Here is a 23,201-nt window from a genome sequence, read left to right on the forward strand (position 1 = left end):
TTTGAATGCGGTTATTAATTCACGAAAAAATCATCAATAGACCAAAGTTGTAATTGTATTGCCATAGCGAGAGTTGCTAGTTTGCACATACACCTTACGTTCAGGTAAGGCATTAGCAGCCGCTTCTGCCATGCCTGTAAAGATTTAGCACAACAACAATAAGAGGCTTGCCACTCTATGAGTGCAAACGATGTCCTTCAGGGACCTGTCCTCGAAACCCGAGGGCTGACCAAAGAGTTTCGCGGCTTTACTGCCGTAGACGACGTCAATCTTCAGGTGCAGGAAGGGCACATTCACGCGCTGATAGGCCCTAACGGTGCCGGTAAAACCACCGTATTTAACTTATTGACCAAATTTCTGCCGCCTACCCACGGCGATATTTTGTATCGCGGCAAGTCGATTACCAGTAAAAAATCAAACGAAATTGCCCAGTTAGGATTAGTGCGCTCATTTCAGATTTCTGCAGTGTTTGCCCATATGACGGCGCTGGAGAATGTGCGGGTAGCGCTACAGCGAAAACTGGGCACCTCGTTTCATTTCTGGAAGTCCGAGAAATCCCTGGATCACCTTAATGAGCGTGCGCTTGAGCTGCTGGAAGAAGTGGGGCTACGCGAGTACGCCGATACGCTAACGGTAGAGATGCCCTACGGGCGTAAACGAGCGCTTGAACTGGCCACCACGCTAGCGCTTGATCCCACCATGATGCTGCTGGATGAACCTACCCAAGGTATGGGCGCAGAAGACGTTGACCGCATCGTGGCGCTTATTAAGCGTGTCTCCCAGGGGCGTACTGTATTAATGGTGGAACATAACCTAAGTGTTGTTAGTCGCCTGTGTGATCGCATCACCGTGTTGGCGCGAGGTGCTGTTTTGGCCGAGGGCGATTACGATGCTGTCTCTCGGAACCCATTGGTACGAGAAGCCTATATGGGCAGCGACGCCGCGGAAGAGGATGGTTCTGAAAAAGAGGGAGCTGCCGTATGAACATCGCTGAGACCGAAGCGCCTGTTGAAAACACTCAAAACCTGGAAATGCTGCGCGTGCAGGATCTGCATGCCTTTTATGGCGAGTCGCATATCCTGCACGGCGTCAATTTTGATGTGAAGCGTGGCGAGCTGGTAACGCTGCTGGGGCGCAACGGTGCAGGCCGTAGCACCACGTTGAAATCGATTATGAACATGGTGGGACGCCGCACCGGTTCTATCGTGATTAACGGCAATGAAACCCTGCATATGAAGCCGCACCATATTCCGCGGTTAGGGATTGGCTACTGCCCAGAAGAGCGCGGCATTTTTGCCAGCTTAGATGTGCATGAAAACCTACTGCTTCCTCCCACTGTGCGTTCCGGCGGCATGAGTCTCGATGAAATCTACGCCATGTTTCCGAACCTCTATGAGCGGCGTAAAAGCCAGGGTACGCGGCTTTCCGGGGGCGAGCAGCAGATGTTAGCCATGGCGCGCATCTTGCGTACCGGGGCACGCATGCTACTGCTGGATGAAATTACCGAAGGGCTCGCGCCCGTGATTGTGCAGAAACTTGCCGAAGTGCTGGTAAAGCTTAAGGAGCGGGGGATGACCATTGTGCTTGTGGAGCAGAACTTCCGTTTTGCGGCGCCGCTTGCGGATCGCCACTTCGTGATGGATCACGGTCAGATTGTCGAAGAAATCAGCGCCGCGCAGCTGCCATCGCGTCGGGAACATCTCAACTCAATGTTAGGGGTATAACACACGGTTTATAGACACTTAAATGTTCATTACGCCAACAGTTTCGCTGATCACAAAACAACAACATTAATCAGTAATTTGCAGTACGCACTTCCACAACAGCTCAAAGACTACACAACAACAAAGGCCTCCGGGCCAGGAGACGAATATGACCTTTATGAAAAAAACGCTGGCCGCCAGCATCGCCGTTGCAGCAGCTTCAAGCCTCGCTGTGTCCACTGCCCAGGCTGATATGAGCGATGGTGAAGTCCGCATTGGTTACCTGGCCGATATGTCAGGTACCTATCGTGACCTGGCTGGCCCAGGCGGGCAAACCGCGCTAGAAATGGCGGTTGAAGATTTTGGCGGCAGCGTTAACGGTAGCCCGATTGTAGTGTTCAGTGCGGATGACCGTAACAGCGCTGACGTCGGCGCTAATACCGTGCGTGGTTGGATCGACCAGGACAACGTCGATATGGTGGGCGGCCTGGTCGCGTCTTCTGTGTCCATTGCGGTGACCAAAGTGCTTGAAGAGAACAACGGCCTGGGCATCGTTTCCGGCTCGGCGGCTTCTAGCATTACCAACGAGCACTGCACCCCAAACCATATTCACTGGGTGTATGACACCTATCCGCTCGCTAACGGTACCGCCAAAGCAGTTGTAGAGCAGGGCGGCGATAGCTGGTTTATGCTGACCGCTGACTACGCTTTCGGCCACGCCCTGGAAGCCGACGTAACCAGCGTTGTGGAAGCTAGCGGCGGTGAAATTGTGGGCGGCGTTCGTCATCCATTCCCGACTAACGACTTCTCGTCTTACATTCTTCAGGCGCAAGGCTCCGGCGCGAAAATTGTTGGCTTGGCGAACGCCGGTGCTGACACCGTTAACGCGATTACCACGGCCAGCCAGTTTGGCTTGACTCAATCCGGCCAGCAGCTAGCAGGTCTGTTGATTTTCTTGAATGACGTTCACGCGCTTGGCCTGGAAGCTACCCAGAACCTGCTGCTAACTACCGGCTGGTACTGGGATATGGATGAGCAGTCCCGAGAATGGGCGCAGCGCTACTTTGATGAAGTGGGTCGCATGCCGACCATGGTTCAAGCGGGCATTTACTCCAGCACCATGCACTACCTGAAAGCCGTTGAAGCCGCTGGCACCGACGACCCTGAAACGGTGCGCGCGCAAATGGCCGAGATGCCTATTGAAGACTTCTTTGCCCGCAACGGCACCATTCGTGAAGATGGCCGCATGATCCACGATATGTACCTGGCCCAGGTGAAAACACCGGATGAGTCCACCGGTGAGTGGGATCTTTACGAAATCCTCAGCACCATTCCCGCCGAAGAAGCCTACCGCCCGCTATCTGAAAGCCAGTGCAAATTGGTGCAAAACTAATTTCCAAGCTGGCTTGGATCAGATAGCAATCGCAAGTGACGTGTAGAACCGGTTGGCGGCAAGTTGCCGCCAACTGCTTGACGGCGAGGAGAGTCGCGTTATGACGATGATATTCGGCGTGCCAATGGCCGTCTTCATGGGCCAGCTAACGCTGGGCCTTGTGAATGGCGCCTTTTACGCACTGCTTAGCCTGGGCCTGGCGGTCATCTTCGGCCTGTTGAAGATCGTCAACTTTGCCCATGGGGCGCAATACATGCTGGGGGCCTTCGCCGCGCTGTTAGGCTTTCGCTATTTAGGTATTAATTACTGGCTGGCGCTGCTGCTGGTGCCGATAGTCGTCGGTGGTTTTGGGGTGCTGCTGGAGCGCTTTTTACTGCGTCGTATTGCCCATTTAGACCACCTCTACGGGCTGTTGTTAACCTTCGGTTTAGCGCTGATTTTTGAGGGCACGCTGGTCAACTTCTTCGGTGTTTCCGGCGCGCGCTACGCTACGCCAGAAATCCTCCAGGGTGGTTTGAACCTGGGCTTTATGTTCCTACCCACTTACCGCGCCTGGGTGCTGGTGGCGGCACTGGCGATGTGCCTGTTTACCTGGTTTATGATCGAGCGAACGCGGTTGGGCGCTTACCTGCGCGCGGGCACTGAAAACTCGCAGCTAATGCAGGCGTTTGGCGTCAACGTGCCGCTGCTGATCACGCTCACCTATGGGTTTGGGGTTGGTCTGGCTGCCTTTGCCGGCGTGTTGGCAGCGCCGCTCTATCCGGTATCACCGACCATGGGTTCAAGCTTGCTGATCGTGGTATTTGCGGTGGTGGTCATTGGCGGTATGGGCTCTATTCTAGGCGCCATTATTACCGGTCTCTCCATGGGCATTATCGAAGGGCTAACTAAGGTGTACTACCCCGAAGCCTCTAATACGGTGATCTTCCTTGTCATGATCCTCGTGCTCATGTTGCGCCCCGTTGGGCTGTTCGGTAAGGAGGCATAAACATGGCAGAATCTCAAACAATGGCGGTGCCATCGGCGGTGCTGGAGCGTCAAAAGCGGGCGAAGTTTCGCCGCAATATGTTCTATCTGGCGCTGATTGTGGTGGGGCTGGTAGCGCCGTTTTTGGCCTACCCCGTGTTCTTGATGAAAGTGCTCTGTTTTGCGCTGTTTGCCTGCGCGTTTAACCTTTTGCTTGGCTATGCCGGGCTATTGTCTTTTGGCCATGCGGCATTCTTGGCCACCGGGGGCTACGTAACCGGCTACCTGTTGGCAAGCTACCCAGGATTAACCCCAGAGCTGGGTATTATCGCTGGTACTCTGTTGGCAACCCTGCTTGGGGTGGTGTTTGGGGTGCTGTCCATTCGTCGTCAGGGGATCTATTTTGCCATGGTGACGTTGGCGATCGCACAACTGGTCTACTTCATGTTTGTGCAGTCGCCGTTTACCGGCGGTGAGGATGGCCTGCACGGCGTCCCTCGCGGCGAGCTGTTTGGGGTCATCAGCCTGAGCAGCAATCTGGCGATGTACTATTTTGTGTTCGCGATTTTTATCTTCGGCTTCGCGCTGATTCAGCGCACGGTGCACTCGCCGTTTGGCCAGGTGCTAAAAGCGATTCGTGAAAACGAGCCTCGTGCGGTTTCGCTGGGCTACAACACCGACGCCTATAAACTCGTAGCGTTTGTAATCTCCGCTGGTTTGGCGGGCTTGGCGGGTTCGACCAAAACCGTGGTCTTCCAGTTGGCCTCGCTGACCGATGCGCATTGGCACATGTCGGGTGAGGTGATTTTGATGACCCTGCTGGGCGGCGTGGGCACCTTGCTGGGCCCGTTGATGGGCGCAGGTATTGTGGTCAGCTTGCAGCATATCCTGGCGCAGTCGCCGCTGGGTAACTGGGTTAGCGTTATTCTCGGCATCATCTTTGTGGTCTGTGTACTTAGCTTCCGTAGCGGAATAATCGGTGAACTGGACAAGATGTATCGCAAGAACTTTAAGTAGATCGTTTTTAAACAGCTTCTCTGTCCCATGCTTATTGTTCCTTACCGTTGGGCGCCGTTAGGCGCCCTTTTTTTCTATCTATTTATTTATCTATCAATCGCACGCCTACGCCTAAGGTCGCAAGCATGGGTATGTTGCTTGTGGTCGGGTAAATAGATAAGTTAACGTAAACGTCAATTACAACGACAACAGCCAGTGTGTACGCACATTAGCGGAGATACGCCATGAATTTTGAGCTCAACGAAGACCAGGTCGCCTTTGCCGATATGGCGCGGGCGTTTGCCCAAAACGAGCTAGAGCCCCACGCCGCCGAATGGGATCAAACCTCATTCTTCCCCGTCGATGTAATTCGTAAAGCCGGCGAGCTGGGCTTTTGCTCACTCTATGCGCCGGAAAGCGTGGGCGGGTTAGGCCTTTCGCGGTTGGATGCCAGCATCATTTTCGAACAGCTCTCCATGGGCTGTACCTCTACCACCGCCTATCTGACCATTCACAATATGGTTACCTGGATGCTGGCAGATTTTGGCACGCCGGAAGCAGTAGAGCAGTGGGGCGCAAGGTTGGCCACAGGCGAGCTGCTTGGCTCTTACTGTTTAACCGAGCCCAATTCAGGCTCTGATGCGGCCTCGCTCAAAACCACCGCCAAGTGCGATGGTGACGACTATGTCATCAATGGCAGCAAAATGTTTATCTCCGGCGCTGGCAGCACCGATTTTCTGGTTGTGATGGCGCGCACCGGTGGAGAGGGCGCCAGCGGCGTCTCGGCGTTTGCAGTGGATGCCAAGAGTGACGGCATTAGCTATGGGCGCAAGGAAGAGAAGATGGGCTGGAACAGCCAGCCAACCCGTATGATCACCTTTGAAGACGTCCGGGTGCCCGCCAATCATTTACTCGGCAATGAAGGCGACGGTTTTAAAATCGCTATGAAGGGCCTAGACGGCGGTCGAATCAACATTGCTACCTGCTCTATCGGCACCGCCCAGCAGGCAATCAACAAAGCGCGCGAATATATGCTCGAGCGTAAACAGTTTGGTAAACGTCTAGCCGAGTTTCAGGCGCTGCAGTTCCGCTTAGCCGATATGGTCACCGAGTTGGTCGCTGCGCGGCAGCTGGTGCGTATGGCTGCTACCAAGCTGGACGCTGGCCACGCCGACGCACCGACCTACTGTGCCATGGCCAAACGCTTTGCTACCGATGTGGGCTTCAAGGTGTGCGACGAAGCGCTTCAGTTTTACGGTGGCAATGGCTATATCAAGGAGTACCCCATGGAGCGCTATGTGCGCGATACCCGGGTACACCGGATTCTTGAAGGCACCAACGAAATCATGCGGCTGATCATCTCACGCCGGGTACTGGCAGATAGCGCCACCGAGCTGTAAGAGGATAAGGAATAACAATGAGCAGCGTAGTGTTTACCGAACACCCCACCCAAGATGGCCACGTTATTGCTGAGGTTAAGCTCAATGCCGAGCGCTCGCTCAATGCCTTAACGCTTGAGATGTGTGAAGAGATGTTGCCCCGCCTGCACGCCTGGGCCAGCGACGAACGGGTGGTGGCGATTGTGCTGGATAGCGCAGGCGAAAAAGCGTTTTGTGCCGGTGGTGATGTGGTGAATCTGTATAAAACGATTACCGGCGAAGGCGACCCCAGCTTTCCTGAGCGCTTTTTCGAGACCGAGTATCGGCTCGATTTCCTCTTGCACACCTACCCCAAACCGGTGATCTGCTGGGGCAATGGCATTGTGATGGGCGGTGGCATGGGGCTGTTAAGCGCCAGTAACCACCGCGTTGTGACCGAGACATCGCGCTTGGCAATGCCAGAAGTCACCATCGGCCTCTACCCGGATGTTGGCGCCAGCTGGTTTTTGAACCGCCTGCCCAACGGCGCGGGACGCTTTTTAGCCATGACCGGCTGTCAAATCAATGCGCCTGATGCCGTACACCTTGGCCTAGCTGACCGCTGTATCGCTAGCCACCACCGTGATTCCCTGCTGCAGCAATTAACCGACGCACAATGGGGCGCAGGTGAAAATACCGATGCCAACGGTGTGGTTAACCGCATCATGCGTGAGCTTGAGCAAACATCGCAGCCTGTATTCGCCGAGTTGGAAGCGCCCGTTTACCAGCACTCCCCATTGATTCGCGAGTTGATGGATCACGACAGCGTGGAGCAAATTGTCGCCGCTATTACGGCGGTAAAAAGCGACAATAAGTGGTTTAGCAAAGCGCAGAAAACGCTCGCTCACGGCAGCCCGGTGTCGGTCAAATTGATTGATGAGCAGCTAAAGCGCGCCAAACATATGTCGCTAGCGGAAGTGTTTCAGTCCGAAATGGCCCTGTCGGTGCAGTGCTGCCGCCACCGCGAGTTTCCCGAGGGCGTGCGTGCGCTACTGGTCGATAAAGATGGCCAACCGGCATGGACTTACCCGGATGTGGCCTCGGTGGAGGAGAGCTTTATCAACGAACTATTGGCCTCTCCCTGGTTGCAAAATCCCCTCTCGGATCTGCGCTAACTTAATTTCCCAAACACGCTAACAAGGACAATAAAGATGACGACTGTAGCATTTATCGGTTTAGGCAATATGGGTGGCCCAATGGCCGCCAACTTATCAAAAGCGGGTTTTAACGTTCGCGCTTTTGATCTCTCTCAAGAGGCACTGGAGACCGCCAAATCCAATGGCTGCGAAGTGGCTTTTTCAGCCCAAGAAGCCGCCACCGGTGCGGATTATGTCATCTCCATGTTACCAGCAGGCAAGCACGTGCGCGGGCTCTACGTAGAAGGCGATACACCGCTTTTTGAAGTGATCAAAAAAAGTGCTTTGGTGATCGACTGCTCCACCATTGATGCCGACACTGCTCGTAGCGTTGCCGCTGAAGGCGAGAAGCTAGGTATTGGCTTTGTGGATGCACCGGTTTCAGGTGGGGTTGGCGGCGCCCAAGCGGGCACGCTGACGTTTATCGTCGGTGGCTCAGAAGCCCAGTTCGAACAGGCCAAGTTGGTGCTGGACGTAATGGGCAAAAACATCTTCCACGCCGGTGACCACGGCGCAGGGCAAGTGGCCAAGGTTTGCAACAACATGCTGCTGTCTATCCTGATGGCGGGCAGCTGCGAAGCGATCAATATGGGCGTCAAAAACGGCCTGGACCCCGCGGTGCTGTCTGAAATCATGAAGCAGAGCTCGGGCGGTAATTGGGCGCTAAATGTTTATAACCCCTACCCAGGCGTAATGGAAAACGCACCGGCCTCCAAAAATTATCAGGGCGGTTTCCAAGTCGACCTGATGATCAAAGACCTTGGCCTTGCCATGGATGTCAGCCAGCAAAGCGCCTCCGCAGTACCCATGGGCTCCGCCGCTCGCTCACTGTTCACCCTGCATAAAGCCAAAGGCAACGGTAAACTCGACTTCTCAAGCCTGATGCAGTTTTACCAGGATAAAGAGGGGTAGTCTTAAATGGTAAATGGAGAGGATTGGGTGATTTTGTAGAGCGTGGTAAAGCGTTTCGCGATAGGGCGGTTCCGCCGCCCCATCTTGTCTCTGACCACAAGGGCGGGCAAACTCAACTTCCTCTCTGTGCGCAAACAAAAGGACTACCATGATTACGCTTTGGGGCCGCAACAACTCCACCAATGTCAAAAAAGTGCTGTGGGTGCTAGAAGAGCTGGAACTGCCTTTTGAGCAGATCCAGGCCGGTCTTCAACACGGGGTTAACAACACGCCGGACTACCTGGCCATGAACCCCAATGGCCTTGTGCCGCTACTTAAAGACGATGCCACTGATAGTCTATTGTGGGAGTCCAACGCCATTGTTCGCTACTTGGCCGCCCAATATGGCCAGAGCAAACTATGGATTGAAGAACCCGCCAAGCGCGCCCAAATGGAAAAGTGGATGGAGTGGGCCAACAGTACGCTGACCCCAAACCATCGCAAAATATTGATGGGGTTTGTCAGAACGCCGCCTGAAAAACGCGATAACGCCGCCATCGAAGCAGCGGTTAAAGAGAGCGAAGCACTCTTTGCAATAATGGATAACGCGCTGGGAGTTCAGACCTGGTTTTCCGGAGAGGCCTTTGGGCTGGCCGACATCGCCATTGCGCCTTTCGTTTACAACATGCTCAACAGCGGCCTAACCTGGCAAACCCACCCGAACCTGGAACGCTGGTACCAACAGCTCACCGAAATGCCCAGCTTCCAAAAGGTCGTGATGATCCCTGTGACTTAACGGTTAAAGCTCTTTTCCAGCGTCGCTAGCTCATCATCCAACCCGCGCAACACCTCGCACGCCAACCCGTGGCGCTGGGCGCTCTCAATCAACGGCCCTAAAATCGCTCCGCGCTCGGTAGGGCGATTGGCCTCCACGTCCTGCAGCATCGACGCCTTATTGTTCGCGGTGTTCTCCACCACTTGCCATACCAAGGCCAGCCACGCTTCCTCTCCCTGACCGTTATTGGGTGGCGTAATACCCTCGGCCAGCATAATCGCTGCAACTTCCTTTACCAGGGCTATCACACGACCCGTGTAAGCTTCTCTGCGCAACTCACCATTACGAACGCCATGTAACGCCACCAGTGGGTTAATAGCGGCGTTCACCGCCAGCTTTTGCCACAGGCGTTGGCGAATATCAGCCACCTGGGTGGCGGCAAGCCCAGCTTGGGTTAATGTCTGCGACAGTGTTTCCGTCAACTCGCCGTGTTGATTATTCAAATCTCCAACAAAGGTATGTCCGCGCCCCGCATGTACCACGCCATCATCACCGGTTAGGTAAGCCCCATCAGTAGTTGTTGCGCATAACACCGGCCCCGGCCACGACTGGGTAATACGCGGCTGCGCCAAAAATCCGTTTTGCCACAGCACCAGCGGAGTAGAGGCGGGAATCGCGTTAGCGAGACTTTCAAGCGCCGCCTCAGCGGCCATCGCTTTAGTGGTGATATGCACAAAGGCAGGGGGCTTATGCGTTTCAGAAGCCAGCTGGGTAACTGTGAGTACATTAAGAGGCAGCGTCCGTGGTTCGCCTTCAGGCGTGGTAAACGTTTGCCGCTCAGGCAGCGCTCGGCAACCGATTAGCGTGGTAGCCGCTATAGGTGCAAGCGAGTGCGCAAGCAAGCGGCCAATGGCACCAGGGCCGAGTATCCAGTGGGAAGCCATCATTGAGTACGTTAATCCTCAGTGGTATTGGCACCAAGCATACCGTGTTCACTAATGCTGGGTAAGATGACAAAGGCCAGTAGAACACTTTGCTACTTTGCGGTCTCGCAAAAAAAGGGAGGTATGCTTTTTTTCTAAAAGTGAGCCTGCATTAAACTGAAAGGCTAAAGCGGAAAGTAAAAGTTTAAAGTTGCTATAGGTGATGAAGTTGTTCGCTTATTAACATCGGTGCCTAGACAATGTCGTATTTTCGATATTAGGCTTGGCAGGGCACCGTAGTAATTTGCTAACTAGGCGTTGATTAATGCCCTAGCACATTGGTTTCATTTTTCTTTGTTGATTTTGCAGCTTTCTTTTCTTTTGCAGTTAGAAGTGGTTTTTTCTTGGTGTTTTTTTTACTGTCTTGACCTTTGCTCATGATATTTACCTTTATTAATCCACAGATTGACCAAAATTAAGCTGCTTAATGCCAGCTTTTGAGAATTGATATTAGCGCACAAATCGTCACTGCGCATTGTTATATAATGATGACCCTACTAAAAATAGATGAAAGAAATTGTTGAACCTGACAGGTACCTGGCCACATCAGTAATGTTGATCTATAAAATCCGATTCTGCGCATAAAAAAGCGTGGCCATACAATGCTTTCAAGGAAGAGTAGGTTATTGATTTACTGCCTTAATAATCACTTTTTTCTAACAGCCAAACGCTGTTGACCCTAAAGCAAAAAGTAGCGCATAAGTTTCAGAGCTTTGTCATGGGCATGCCATGAGCAGTGCGACCGGTTAGCGTGGTAAGCAGTTAGTGCAGAAAACGAGTCCGCAAGAAAACGGCCAATGGCACCAGGGCCGATAATCCAGTGTGAGGTCATTATGAGAGTTTTGATCTTGGTGATGGCAAAAAACAGAATGACAGAAAACGTTAGTAAACGACTAGTGGAATACTCCACCCGTGGTAAAGCTTATGCTAACTTAGCGTTAACCACTTGCTAGGAAGCGGCCCATGTCTATTGAAATCTGGTTTGCCTTTGCCCTCGCATCCGTGGCCTTACTCGCGATTCCTGGGCCTACAATATTAACCGTGGTCAGCTACTCCATTGCCCAAGGCAGGCGCGCCAATATTCCGCTTGTCGTTGCGGTGGCCTTGGGTGATTCAACGGCGCTGCTCTTTTCATTACTTGGCCTGGGTGCGGTGTTAGCTACCTCGGCCTTTTGGTTCACTGTTATCAAATGGATCGGCGGTTTATACCTGCTCTATATGGGCTTACAGCTGTTGCGTGCCGGTATATCGTCGGTGCAGCCGGTAACACCGGCCGTATCAGGTTCGCGCTGGAAGCTTTTCACCAATACCTACCTCGTTACAGCACTCAACCCGAAGGGCATTATCTTCTTCGTCGCCTTTTTACCGCAATTCGTCAGCCCGAACGCCGATGCGGGGCAGCAGCTATGGGTTCTTGCGGTCACGTTCGTAGCCTTGGCAACACTGAATGCCACCCTCTACGCCGTATTCGCGACATCGGTGCGCAAGATGCTTGCATCGCGCCGTGCCCAGCGGCGCTTTAACTTGGTTGGTGGAACGTTACTCTCTTCAGCGGGTATCTGGGCGCTACTGGCTAAGCGGCCCGCGTAAGCAAAGGGTGGTAAATTTGGCTACGGCAACACTGTTCGTATCGGGAGACAAATGTGAGTGAGCCCCTTCAAAAGCTGCTGACGGAACTGGAGCACTTTGGCCAACAAAACGATGCCGCCATTTCTGAACGCCCACGACGAATGTTGAATATCACCCGTGATACGGGGGAATTTCTATCGGTACTTGTTCAATCAACCAACGCGCAGCGAGTGCTGGAAATAGGCACATCGAATGGCTACTCAACCTTGTGGCTGGCCCAGGCGGCGCAGTTGATTGGTGGGCACGTTACTACGGTTGAACTTTCCGAATACAAGCTTGAGATGGCCGCGTGGAATTTCGAGCGCTCGGGCCTTTCTGATGTCATCACCCAGCATCCAGGGGAGGCGGGTGGTCTGCTTGAGAGGCTGGACGATGCCTGTTTTGATCTGGTCTTTTTAGACTCGAAACGCTCTGATTATGTGCACTGGTGGCCGAATATTCAGCGCGTTTTACGCAAGGGTGGGCTTCTTGTGGTGGATAACGCCACTTCCCATGCGAATGAAATGGCTGCATTTATAGCGCTGGTATCGGCCGACCCCAATTTCACCACGTGCACTGTACCCGTCGGTAATGGCGAGTTTCTGGCAACGCGGTGCGGTGGTTAAAGGGCAGCCTTTATTTCGGTTTGGCATAGTCTAGCAGGCACTCTAGCCGACCTCTCAAGCGTAGGCTGAATGTTGCTACTCGATAAACTTAACTCGTCAGAATATAAACGGAAATAACTATGATCAGAGATGCCGAAAAGGGCGATTCGGAAGCCATAGCGCACATATACAATTATTACATTGAAAATACCGCTATTTCATTTGAAGAAACGCCAGTGTCGGGTAGCGATATCGAGCGCAGGATAGAGAGTATTCAGGGGGTGGGTTTACCCTGGATGGTGGCAATGGAAGATGATGCCGTGGTGGGCTACGCCTACGCGACTAAATGGAAGGAGAGAAGCGCCTACCGGTTTTCAGTCGAAGCCAGCGTTTATCTTTCCCATCACATGCAAGGCAGGGGCTTAGGCGCAAAACTGTATGAAACGATCTTTTCCAAGCTCAAAGAGGGCGGGATCCATACGGTGATTGGCGGCATTACGCTTCCCAATTCCGCCAGTGTCGCGCTGCATGAAAAAATGGGCATGAGAAAAGTAGCCCATTTTGAAAAGGTAGGGTTCAAATTCAATCAGTGGCATGACGTAGGCTACTGGCAGCTAAGCTTGAATAGCTGATCGTAACGCAAACGCCTATTCATGGCGTTCTCAATCAACGACTCTGAAACCGCCCCGCTCTCCCAGCACGGTATGCGTGCAGGGGACGATGGTGAAAGCAGTACTGTAAGCGACTAATTTCTAATGACGGCAGTCAGCATAGTCTGGTAGCGTTGAAGCTAAGAAAATTTGGCCAATTACATGCGGATTGAAAAAATAAATGCAATCGATTACGGCTATGAGACTCCTTATCAGGAGTTCACTTTCGACCCAAAACTGACATGTCTTAAGTGTCATGTTTGCAACTTGGCCCTAAATTATATACAGCCCATTTACCCTGAAGAAGAAAATTATGTCAGACGGATATCAGGCTTTAAAAGGATTTGAATATCAAGCTACTGTTAACCTTGATCTTATTATTAAACACTTCAATCAATCAAACGAAAACATAAGCCTTCGCCCTGAAGGAGAAGATGATCTGGTCATCATTCCCGATAAAGAAGGCGTCTCACATTTTTTTCAAATTAAAAAGCCAAAAGAAAGCGAAGATGGTTTTTTGAAAAGTGAGCCTTGGACATTAACCGAGGCAATTAATGGTCTCCTGGTCGGTACTCTTGAAAGGTTGCGGAACAATCAACATAGACAAACATGGATACTTGGTGATGAAGTGGATGCTGATGTTTACAAGTTATTGTCTTACAAGTCTAAAGGAGATAGTAAAAATTCAGCTGAATATATCCGTGCCTTACATATTTTGGCTAAGAAACAATCAAAGGTAATTCCCCAAAAACATAGTGATAGTCGTAGTCTAAATCGATGGAAACCTGAATCGATAGTCGTAGTCTAAATCGATGGAAACCTGAATCGATAGTCACGCCGCTATCACTGATGGATGGCTTTCAAAAAAGATTGAAAATTTCAGGTATACCGGAACATAAAATCAACCAATATAAGAAAGAGGTAAATAGCCTACACGAAGATTTGCCTAGCATATTACTGAGAACTTCTGTTGAGGTGGTTTACGGTACAGACGAAGAAGTAAGGAATCGCATACAGCACGAACTTAAAGAGAAGTATAAGCTGGACTGGGAAGTATCTAAAAAAACTCTTCTTCCATGTTTAAGGAATTATGTCAGTACAGTTTCATCACAGCGAGAGAGGACAATAAGGAAATGTGAATTTGAGGCTGAAGTAAGAAATATATGGCCTCGAATGTCAATGGTATGTTGTCCACAAAGCTTACAAGAAACGGACATCCGAAGAACAAAATTGGTTGATGAGGTGCTCAATTCTGTCGAGTCAGGACCCCTTGAAATTACAGGCATTTCTGGCTCTGGAAAAACTACACTTGCAAGTGAAATTCTTGAACGAATTGAATCGACAAATACCCGAACAAAACCTATTTATATGGCCGTCAGGTCTGATAAAGATTTCCGAGACGTGATTTCTGGGGTCGCTTTTAATCTTCGTAGCTACGGGATAGATGATCTATTGCCAATAGCGGTAAATTATCGATCCTCTGATGAAAGTTCACTCTTGGATTCAGCAAAGTTTTTATCGTCTGTTGATATAGATTTGCTATGCATAATTGACCTTGTTGATGGACAATGCAGCAATACCTTTTCAAGAGAATTGGCAGGCTTTATTGAGAACCTTTCTGGCAATAAAAGTAAGTTTATAGTCATGGGGCAAAGTAGTTCATTTTATTACCTATCAGCCCTGCAAAAAAAGAAGCTAAAGCTACCAAGAACGATAAATATGGCAGGTTTCAGTTTTGATGATTTTTTAGAGCTTTCTGACAAGCTATGCCCTCATTTGAACGGTGAAAGAACTGCTTTGTTTGAGGTCTACAATACTCTTACAGCAAACCGATCCTCAATGCTCTATGCCCGACTAGCAAACTTGGTAGCAAGTTGCAGCTCTTTGGAAGAAATGCAGAGATTAGCCAAACTTCCAGCAGACGAAATTCTGCAGGAAGCAGACAGATCAAAATATAACCTTCTAAGTGATGACTTGAAACAGACTACTGATAAGCTATTTTGCTTCATGCTTCCTTTTCAGGTGGAGCAGGCATCAAGAGTTTTTAGTTCTGATAGAGTTAGAGAAGCCATCATTGAACTTGTAAAATGTGGGCTTTTAAGAAAATTGGAAAACAACCATTACGAGTTTCACGAAACCACTCGAAAAGGGATGGAGTCGCTTACGCCTGCTGATATTAAAATATCAACGCATAAAACCCTATCTGATTACTATGAAAGCATAGGTGATACCGTCGCAACTGTATATCATCTTGATCAGTCTTGCCAACATGAAAAGGCTGAAAAGTTAGCGAAAGAGGCATTCCTTTCAGGGAAAAGCAGGACAGGACTGGAAGCTTATGTGAAGAAGCATGCCCTTGTTTCTTCCTGTGAAATTATCAATCTAATATTTGAAACTACAGATGTAGGAAGCTCCTATATGCTTCCTAAGATGCTGGATGGTCTAGGGAATGAAGATGCCGCAGGTCTAATACTAGAACGGCTTAAAGAAGACCCTAATGTCCTGAGTTCTGAATTTCAAAAGACATGGCAGATAACAGAAGCTATTCAATTATGTGATCCTTTTAAAGTCTATGAGCTACTAAAAATTGCGCTCACACAGCCTATCTATACCGATAAGCCGGACGCTCTTGAGCATGTTGTCCAAGGTGTTCGCAACCCTAAAAAACCAATAATTTCTCCTGAGTTAAAAGAGCTTTTCAAAAACCAAAATGATGAGGTAAAGGCCAAGATACTTCCATTATTTCTGCTGGATAAGCGCCGTGAGATCTTGTCGGAAGCATTTTTATTTCTATACGCATATCAAGAACCCTTCAATACGAGAAGTAATGGCTTTCAATCTAGTGCAATAAGAAACCTCAATATTGATGATTTGGCCGATCTGAAAGAGTTTCTTGCCGCCATCCCTATACCTAATGATATTAACAAGATGTTCATGAATAGGTCGCCCAGTTTAGGTTTTTTGGAAAACTACATATGGAACTGTCGACATTCAATAAGACCTTTATGTGTAGAGTTTGCTCAAAGTGATTCTGATGACGAAAATGCGTTAATTAATGCGCTGAGGGTGCTTCTTTTTTTACAAGATGAAAATTCTCTACTTTTCCTTAATAAAACGTTATCAGGTAAAAGTAGACTTAATTCGTTGGTGCACATTATTCCTTCCATGTACTCAGACGGTATAAATCTATCTGAGTGCCAAGAAAAGATTCTAAGCACCAATATAGACCTCAAAGAACGGTTTTCTTATTTTTCTTTTTTTTACCAAGCAGGTGGTAATATTGAAAATATTTACGATCAGTTAATCAAACTTGATGCTGATAATTCTGAGGCCTGGAAGTTTCTAATCCTCATGGCTTCTATGATGATGCCTAGTAAAACCGCTATACAGATATTTGAAGAAAAGCTGGAAGGAAACTCTAGTGCACTGTTTTCACGAACTTTGGTTTCATTAGTTTCAAAACTGGGTGAATTACCTGGTGTTGAAGTTGATAATTTTTTAATACGCATATTAGATGCAGAAGAAGATGTGGCTGGCGCAGCTTGCCTAAGCTTGCAGACGCGTAGACTCAAGCGAGCCTTGCCAGCGTTGTTGAAAATATGCTTAGAAAGTGCAGGCTCACCTCTTGGTAAGAGGGCTTTAGTAGCGGCTATCGCAAGTTATCCTAGTGATATAGCTGAGTTTGAAGAAATTTGGCCTGTCTACCCAGATATGGAAATATGGCGTTGCATCCTTATTGCCCGATTAAGATCACTGTCCGAGGCTGATTGGCTCGTAAAAATCGCCACTGACACATCTAAGCACTGGCAGGTTCGTCGTGCCGCAATTTTGGCTTCGGGAAATCTCCCATTCGAAGCAGCCCTTGAGAAAATTTATGGACTTGTTTTAGAGGAGAAATCATCACTTTTAATAGATAACCATCCCTCTTTATTAATGCATAACGTGTTAGCTCCAATAATATTGGAGGAAAGGCAGGGATTATTACGTTTTTTCCTACAGGGAAGAGATTGTTTTGCAGAGTTCTGGGGTGATATATTTCAGCATCAGGCAGGAGGATCATTGTTTCCGGTAGAAGGTGATGCAGGTGTAGGATCAGCTCTGTGGTTGTATGAACGACTGGAGTACCATGGATGGCCAAATAATAGCAATGCTCAAGACAACATACTTAATGAACTTCATACCCCGATCCTTCAAGCAGCCGTGCTTCGTGGGCTTCGGTTATCTGGTCATGCTGACTTAATAGAAAACTTGTTGCCTTCGACTGAATCAGAGTGGCTGTTGATGAGGGCTTTGTGTGAACTTGGGAAAGTATCTGATAAGAAACAGGGCGATATTGATAGGTATAGTGAGTTTGTATCAAAAGGGATGCTAAAATACTCGGTATCGGCAAATAACTGTCTTAAAAATATGGGAGTAAGAAGAAGTCGAGTGACCAAGGACAATGAAGGTTTTCACAGTGTAAAAAATAATTTAGAAGTTTTAAATTACGATCAAATTTTGTCACAGATTTCATCTGAAAAACCTATAGACATCACATCTGTAAAAATTGGCGACTTATCACTGGATGAATTTTCGAATCTTGTCAGCGAGCTTGACCCAAAGAATGATTACGAAACAAATCTAACTACCACAACTCCACAATTAAGGCTGGTCGATAGTGGTCCTACGATACAAAGCAGTAAGCATAGTAGTGTGTACAAAAATCGAAATGTTCGAGAGGTGTTAAGACCTTTACTGGCTTCTAAGAATTATTTTGACTTAGAAATACATTGGCATTCCAGCCTTCTTAGTGGTGGCAGTGGGAATTATAGGCATGTTTCTCAGCAATATTGCTCGGCATTCATTAATGCCTTAGAGGTACATAACAACAGCGAATTGCTTTACCTAGAGCTAGAGAAAAGGTCAGATTTAATTCTTCCTGCTCTTGGAAAAATATCATACCAACCTCATGTAGCGAAACTTGTAGATAAAAGAATTATTCCCTATCTTCTTGCATATGCTAACTCAGGCTCTGATGAGATGCTTGAATCTCTTTGCAGTTTGGCTGCCTGTGTCAGTGGCTCACGCATAGATAGTATTTTAGAGAGGCTTTTTTTGCGGTGGGTTAATCGCTTTGAAAAAAATACTATCGATCTTCAGTATTATCACAATATTTCGATCTGGAGGGCATTTAATAACTTAAAAAAACACCCGAGATTTATTAAAATCCCCAATTATGAATTTCGTCTTATGGAGTTGCTCTCTTGTAATATTGCGTGGTTTAATCGAGACGATATAATAAAGGCTATGAGCGAAAGCCGTATGAGCTATATAAGGCTTGAGACAATATTGATGAAGTCGGCATCATTTGAGCATTATGGTTGGGATGAGGTTGATAGGTTGAGTGATGTAGTTGAAAGTCTATTTTCTGTAGCGTAAATATGAGTGAATAACATCCAGCGCATTTGGTTTTATATGGACTTCTAGCATTCTTGCATTTTGGCCGAATCTGGATATAACGATGATGGTGTAGAACACGTATAAAAAGTTGCTGCATGCGGATAAATTACTCGCTGCGCTCGCAATTTACCAGTCAGCAAAGCGTTAAACCGCTACAACAGAGACGCCTAAAAGTCTGCTCTTGGCCGAAACCAGCCTTCCAAGGCTCTCATGTGTCATTTCCAGAAAGTAACTTCTGACTCTAAACGCGGTTGCTACTGAAAAAGGGGTTACGTCGGGAGTTCACAAGGTCTCCAGGGTATGGCAGCCCTAGGGATTGCACGTCAAATCACGACGAAACTCAGCTCGACAGCCCTTCGTGACCAGGCACTAAACCGCCCAGCAGGCGGTCAATTTCCTTGGCAGGCATCGGACGGTAGAAGAAGAACCCCTGGACGAGGTCACAATGCATTTCGCGAAGCAATGACAACTGTTCGGCGTTCTCGACGCCTTCGGCCACCACCTCCAATCCCAACCGATGACCGATGAAGATGGCACCCTCCATGATGGCCCTATCCTTCGGCTGTGTGGCAGCGTCGTGGATGAAGGAGCGATCGATCTTCAGGGCGGTGACTGGAAAGTGCTTGAGATAGCTCAAGGAGGAATAACCGGTCCCGAAGTCGTCGATAGCAATGCGAATACCGCGATGATGGAGGCGCCGCAGGTCCTCGAGGACGGTCTCGTCGGCTTCGATCAGGACATTTTCGGTCAGTTCGATGCCGATATCCCGCGGACCTAAGCCGTGACGCTGCAGCGAGTCCTCGAAGCTCTTGAGGGCATCGGGACGCACCAGTTGACGACCCGAGACATTGATGTCGATGCGGTGCTCAAGAAATCCCTTGGCACGCCATTCCACCTGCTGGCGGCAAGCCTCTTCGATGACCCAGTCGCCCAGACGATGGATCACACCGGAACGCTCGGCCAGGGGGATAAACTCGGCAGGCGAGATCGGCGGTCCCTCGGCAGGCTCCCAGCGTATCAAGGCCTCGAGATTCTCTATTCGCCCATTGGCCGCCGAGACCTGGGGCTGGTAGTGGAGGGAGAATTCACCGTTATCCAGGGCTTCCTCGAGTCGCGCTGAGAGATAGTGCTGGCGAACCAGCTCATCATGGAGCTTCTGTTGGAAGAAACGTACAGCGCCCCGACCCTCCAATTTGGCACGATTCTTGGCAACATCGGCATTACGGATCAATTCGCGTGACGATTCACCATTCTCGGGAAAGAGCGCCACACCCAGGCAGGCCGTGACCTGACACTCCCGACCATCCAGGACGAAAGGTTCACGAAATACATTCTGGACATGACGCACGACCCGTCTGACATCGGGGGCCAAGTGGACGCCGGGAAAGGCCAGCACGAATTCATCGCTAGAGACACGGGAAACCAGGTCAGTGACTCGCTGGCACTCTCTCAGTCGCCGAGTCAGCTCAATGAGCAGGCGATCTCCCTGATCATAGCCAAGGGCATCATTGATCTCGACGAAGTGATCGATGTCCAGGTAGATGGTTGCCAGGCCATTGCCCTGGCATCGACAGGATTCCAACAGACTATCCATGTCGACCTCGAAGGTCTGGCGATTTGGGAGATGGGTGAGCCTGTCGAAACGGGTGGCGAATTCCAGGTCACGGTGGGCGCGCTTTTGATCGGAAAGATCGACATCTACGCAGAACATCAAGGGTGAGTCGGTATGCTCATTTAGCATCAGATGCTGCGAAAAGACCGATACCAGTTCACCGCTTTTGTGCTTGAGCTGGAGTTCATCGGCGGGTATATCGACCCCTTCTTTGATCCAGGCATCATGCGCCAGGATCACCCCGTCACGCATGAAGGCAGGAATGATCAGATCTTCCAGTAACTGACCCTGGGCTTCCTCAGCGGTATAGCCATAGAGACGAGTGCTACCCTCATTCCAGTAAATCACTCGCCGATCGCGATCATACCCCTGAACCGCCACCTTCGGCAGACTCTCCAGCAGGGCGCGGAACCGCTGCTCACTCTCCAGATACTGGCGGCGTACTAACTCGACTTCTTCCCTGCCGGCATCATGTGAATCGATGCCATTAGTTGGAGGTGTCTTAGACACCTCCAACTCGAGCGCACCGGAAAACTCCCTGCGGTTCTCCTTCAGGCGTTCCGGATCTCTGTGATGTCGGGAATCGCTGGCAGTCATGGAATCCACTTAAAGAAAAAACACTGTCAAGAGCCATCATAATGGCAACAATAGGCACTATGTTGTGATTATCCTACACCTATGTGTAGGAGGTAACCTACACTTATACGTCATCAGCGGTCTGATCCTGTTTTCAAAAAATCGCACTTCTTAGTACATTTCTTTGACATATACTTACAAATCTTTTCATTTATCTCCTGTTGACCGCGTTCTTACACCGGTAACAACGGGCAATTCCGCCCAGTTAACAGGAGAATACCAACATGAAACTCGATACTCTCAAGCATGGTTTCGACCTCACCTCCATGCCTGCCGATTCACTCGCCGATTATTGGCATCCGGGAGTGACCGAGGCGCTGAGGCATCATGATTGGGCGAAAACCGATATTCGGGAGCGAATCGATCTGACCGCCTGGCAGGGGTTTACCGCTGACCTGCCGCGCGATCCCTATGTTAACCAGCGGTGGAAGCGGATGTCCTGGCTCGCCCTGAACGACCAGGGAGATGTCGAGGACATGGGCCAATGCCCGATGGCCCAGGGGGGAGCCTTCAATGACGCGGAGAGCATGGCCGACCGCCTGCGTTTCTATGATCCGCTGACAACTGAATTCATGGCACGCCCGGATGTAAAGGCCTTCGTTCGCGCCTGGGCAAGGCTGTGGAGTATCGGTGCGCGTGAACCCATCCTGATGCAGATTACCGGGGTTCGCGGGGAAGGCAGCATCGACCCCCTTCAGGGTCAGGGGATTCATGCCGATGGCTGCAAGGCCCTGAGCATTCTGGTCCTCAATCGAGAAAACGTGGCGGGGGGTGAAAACCACCTCTACGGCGACAAGGCAGGAACGCAACCCTTGGTCGATATCACCCTGGATCCGGGTGATATCCTTCATCTGAGCGATGACCGGCTATTCCACAGTGTCGACGGGATCGAACAGCTCGACAGCAAGGCACCCTTCGAGCGGTTCATCATCATCATCAACAGCCGCTTCGTGGACGACTTCCAGAACCGGATGTTGCGTCGCCACTTCCCGGAAGCGGTCCTCAATGAGAGCTCCTGATACTCTCGGTAAATTGAGAACCTAGCAACACCCACGCCCCCGGAACTCCGGGGGCGTCTTGGTTGTGCGCCTGGCACATGGCGCGCAGCGCCTGATGAAGCGTGTCCGCGAGATCCTCAAGCGCGGCAGAAGGCGCAACATCCGACGAGTGCTCGAAGAACGGGCTCCAGTACTGCGTGGCTGGGCTAGCTACTTCAACCTCGTGGATGTGAAACGTCCCTTGGAAACACTGGACGGCTGGGTCCGGCCACCGCAGCGCTCCGCATTATCTCAGTGTCGCCTAAAAGACCGCTCTTGGCCGAAATAAGAATGCTCGTGCTTAGGTGCTTTCGACCCAAAGAGGCCTTCCCTGCAAACGCGGCATACTAGTTCAGCAGTGTTATGCATCCGGCACGATGATCGTTGTTGTGCTGCCGAGCTATATGATTTATTTAAGTTTCTATGCCGCAGGACGCGCCTATGACAACGATTGACGCGATCAGATTTCCGCGACTTAAGCTCGGCTTGTTCCTGTTCCTGTTCCTGTTCCTGTTCCTGTTCCTGTTCCTTGCAGGCATGCTCGGTGTGGTTGCCCTCACTGTCACGGTACTTCCCCAGGTATTGGGCGACGCGTCCCTCCCTGTACCCTCGTGGTTGGTTTTGGTGGCGAGCATCACCCAGAGCGGGCTCCTAGTGGCCCTCGTCGTGTGGTTGGGCGTGTCGCTTGCACCGAAGGTCGGCCTCACTGCTCCTGCGTTTGAGGCAGCGGTAACCCCCTAGTCGGTAGCGTCAGCACTCCGACCCCAACTGTTCCCAGGACTCCTTGGCGGTTTGCTGGGAGGGCTTGGGCTCTTTGCGATTGGCGGCTACCTCTCGCCTGCGGAGATTGCTGAGGTGGAGCAGCAGTTCACCGTGCCACTCCTCGCCCGCGTTCTATATGGCGGTATCACGGAGGAGTTGCTTTTACGGTGGGGGCTCATGGCGGTACTCGTTTGGATGGCGTGGCGACTCCTGCAACGTCGAAAAGGTACACCACAGATAGCCTATATCTGGCTCGCCATTGTCGTAAGCGCACTCTTATTCGGCACAGGTCACTTGCCAGCTGCTGCAGCGCAGGTAGGGGAGTTGACGGCTGATGTGGCAGTGCTCGTCGTCGGCGCGAACACTGCCTTCGGCGTACTTTTCGGCTACCTGTTCTGGCGATACGGCTTGGAAGCGGCGATTATCGCTCACGCGTTTGCGCATGTGGTGAGCTATGTCGTTAGCATTGTGGCGGCATAATAATGGCGATGCAGCGGACACCAGCAAGCGTCATCTACCGTATCGTTCAAGACTTAGACGCATGCTAGCGTACGCCGCTCGCCAATATTTTTTAAGATGAGGTTTGATGCC

At 50.5% G+C, this 23,201-nt stretch carries 20 protein-coding genes; 18 read left to right on the plus strand and 2 right to left on the minus strand.

All coding sequences use genetic code 11. The features are described from left to right. Positions 1 to 177: 177 nt before the first annotated feature. From QHL1GM_RS01700 to QHL1GM_RS01740, 9 genes are all read left to right on the plus strand, one after another. Positions 178 to 984: an ABC transporter ATP-binding protein gene (locus QHL1GM_RS01700; RefSeq protein ID WP_071692939.1), complete on the plus strand. Its 807-nt coding sequence runs from the start codon at positions 178 to 180 to the stop codon at positions 982 to 984. Next, positions 981 to 1,724 (plus strand): ABC transporter ATP-binding protein, encoded by a 744-nt coding sequence (locus QHL1GM_RS01705; protein ID WP_071692940.1) that lies wholly within the window; start codon positions 981 to 983, stop codon positions 1,722 to 1,724. Before QHL1GM_RS01700 ends, QHL1GM_RS01705 begins: the two co-directional genes overlap by 4 nt. Before the next feature lie 148 nt (positions 1,725 to 1,872). Continuing rightward, entirely contained in the window at positions 1,873 to 3,096 is a 1,224-nt protein-coding gene (locus QHL1GM_RS01710) for an ABC transporter substrate-binding protein (RefSeq protein ID WP_071692941.1), read from the plus strand. A gap of 100 nt (positions 3,097 to 3,196) precedes the next feature. Next, the gene (locus QHL1GM_RS01715; protein ID WP_071692942.1) at positions 3,197 to 4,084 is read left to right on the plus strand and encodes a branched-chain amino acid ABC transporter permease; all 888 of its coding nucleotides are present in this window, start codon (positions 3,197 to 3,199) and stop codon (positions 4,082 to 4,084) included. A 2-nt stretch (positions 4,085 to 4,086) separates the two neighbouring features. Then, positions 4,087 to 5,079, plus strand: coding sequence for a branched-chain amino acid ABC transporter permease (locus QHL1GM_RS01720; RefSeq protein WP_071692943.1), 993 nt, complete (start codon positions 4,087 to 4,089; stop codon positions 5,077 to 5,079). Positions 5,080 to 5,303: 224 nt separating this feature from the next. After that, positions 5,304 to 6,458: an acyl-CoA dehydrogenase family protein gene (locus QHL1GM_RS01725; protein WP_071692944.1), complete on the plus strand. Its 1,155-nt coding sequence runs from the start codon at positions 5,304 to 5,306 to the stop codon at positions 6,456 to 6,458. 17 nt (positions 6,459 to 6,475) lie between these two features. Continuing rightward, a complete protein-coding gene (locus QHL1GM_RS01730) occupies positions 6,476 to 7,591 on the plus strand; it encodes an enoyl-CoA hydratase/isomerase family protein (RefSeq protein WP_071692945.1) in 1,116 nt (371 codons plus the stop codon). Between the two features lie 30 nt (positions 7,592 to 7,621). Beyond that, positions 7,622 to 8,524 carry a 3-hydroxyisobutyrate dehydrogenase gene (gene mmsB, locus QHL1GM_RS01735; RefSeq protein ID WP_302847890.1) on the plus strand — a complete coding sequence of 301 codons (903 nt, stop codon included), beginning with the start codon at positions 7,622 to 7,624 and terminating at the stop codon, positions 8,522 to 8,524. 148 nt (positions 8,525 to 8,672) lie between these two features. Next, positions 8,673 to 9,299 (plus strand): glutathione S-transferase family protein, encoded by a 627-nt coding sequence (locus tag QHL1GM_RS01740; protein ID WP_071692947.1) that lies wholly within the window; start codon positions 8,673 to 8,675, stop codon positions 9,297 to 9,299. On the opposite strand, the gene QHL1GM_RS01745 is transcribed toward QHL1GM_RS01740, so the two are convergent. Then, positions 9,296 to 10,222, minus strand: coding sequence for a ketopantoate reductase family protein (locus QHL1GM_RS01745; protein WP_071695872.1), 927 nt, complete (start codon positions 10,220 to 10,222; stop codon positions 9,296 to 9,298). The two genes, QHL1GM_RS01740 and QHL1GM_RS01745, sit on opposite strands and share 4 nt — an antisense overlap. Positions 10,223 to 11,224: 1,002 nt before the next feature. Here QHL1GM_RS01745 and QHL1GM_RS01750 point away from each other — a divergent pair. From QHL1GM_RS01750 to QHL1GM_RS01770, 5 genes are all read left to right on the plus strand, one after another. Further along, complete coding sequence (locus tag QHL1GM_RS01750; protein WP_071692948.1) at positions 11,225 to 11,851, plus strand: LysE family translocator; 627 nt, start codon at positions 11,225 to 11,227, stop codon at positions 11,849 to 11,851. Between the two features lie 53 nt (positions 11,852 to 11,904). After that, on the plus strand, positions 11,905 to 12,495 hold the full coding sequence (locus tag QHL1GM_RS01755; protein ID WP_071692949.1) for an O-methyltransferase: 591 nt from the start codon (positions 11,905 to 11,907) through the stop codon (positions 12,493 to 12,495). A gap of 119 nt (positions 12,496 to 12,614) precedes the next feature. Continuing rightward, positions 12,615 to 13,106 carry an arsinothricin resistance N-acetyltransferase ArsN1 family B gene (locus QHL1GM_RS01760; RefSeq protein WP_071692950.1) on the plus strand — a complete coding sequence of 164 codons (492 nt, stop codon included), beginning with the start codon at positions 12,615 to 12,617 and terminating at the stop codon, positions 13,104 to 13,106. Positions 13,107 to 13,437: 331 nt separating this feature from the next. Beyond that, on the plus strand, positions 13,438 to 13,932 hold the full coding sequence (locus QHL1GM_RS01765) for a hypothetical protein (RefSeq protein ID WP_071692951.1): 495 nt from the start codon (positions 13,438 to 13,440) through the stop codon (positions 13,930 to 13,932). Positions 13,933 to 13,973: 41 nt separating this feature from the next. Next, entirely contained in the window at positions 13,974 to 18,542 is a 4,569-nt protein-coding gene (locus QHL1GM_RS01770; RefSeq protein WP_071692952.1) for a hypothetical protein, read from the plus strand. 361 nt (positions 18,543 to 18,903) lie between these two features. On the opposite strand, the gene QHL1GM_RS01775 is transcribed toward QHL1GM_RS01770, so the two are convergent. Next, a complete protein-coding gene (locus QHL1GM_RS01775; protein ID WP_254795236.1) occupies positions 18,904 to 20,772 on the minus strand; it encodes a bifunctional diguanylate cyclase/phosphodiesterase in 1,869 nt (622 codons plus the stop codon). A 263-nt stretch (positions 20,773 to 21,035) separates the two neighbouring features. On the opposite strand from QHL1GM_RS01775, the gene QHL1GM_RS01780 reads away from it, so the two are divergent. From QHL1GM_RS01780 to QHL1GM_RS19495, 4 genes are all read left to right on the plus strand, one after another. Continuing rightward, positions 21,036 to 21,830, plus strand: coding sequence for a 2OG-Fe dioxygenase family protein (locus tag QHL1GM_RS01780; RefSeq protein ID WP_071692953.1), 795 nt, complete (start codon positions 21,036 to 21,038; stop codon positions 21,828 to 21,830). 94 nt (positions 21,831 to 21,924) lie between these two features. Continuing rightward, positions 21,925 to 22,137, plus strand: coding sequence for a group II intron maturase-specific domain-containing protein (locus tag QHL1GM_RS01785; protein WP_083571069.1), 213 nt, complete (start codon positions 21,925 to 21,927; stop codon positions 22,135 to 22,137). Positions 22,138 to 22,289: 152 nt separating this feature from the next. Beyond that, positions 22,290 to 22,589, plus strand: a complete 300-nt coding sequence (locus QHL1GM_RS19490) for a hypothetical protein (protein WP_217648524.1) — start codon at positions 22,290 to 22,292, stop codon at positions 22,587 to 22,589. A 51-nt stretch (positions 22,590 to 22,640) separates the two neighbouring features. Beyond that, the gene (locus tag QHL1GM_RS19495; RefSeq protein ID WP_217648525.1) at positions 22,641 to 23,090 is read left to right on the plus strand and encodes a CPBP family glutamic-type intramembrane protease; all 450 of its coding nucleotides are present in this window, start codon (positions 22,641 to 22,643) and stop codon (positions 23,088 to 23,090) included. Positions 23,091 to 23,201: the final 111 nt, after the last annotated feature.

It is taken from the genome of Halomonas sp. QHL1, assembly GCF_001882345.1.
Lineage (GTDB): Bacteria > Pseudomonadota > Gammaproteobacteria > Pseudomonadales > Halomonadaceae > Vreelandella.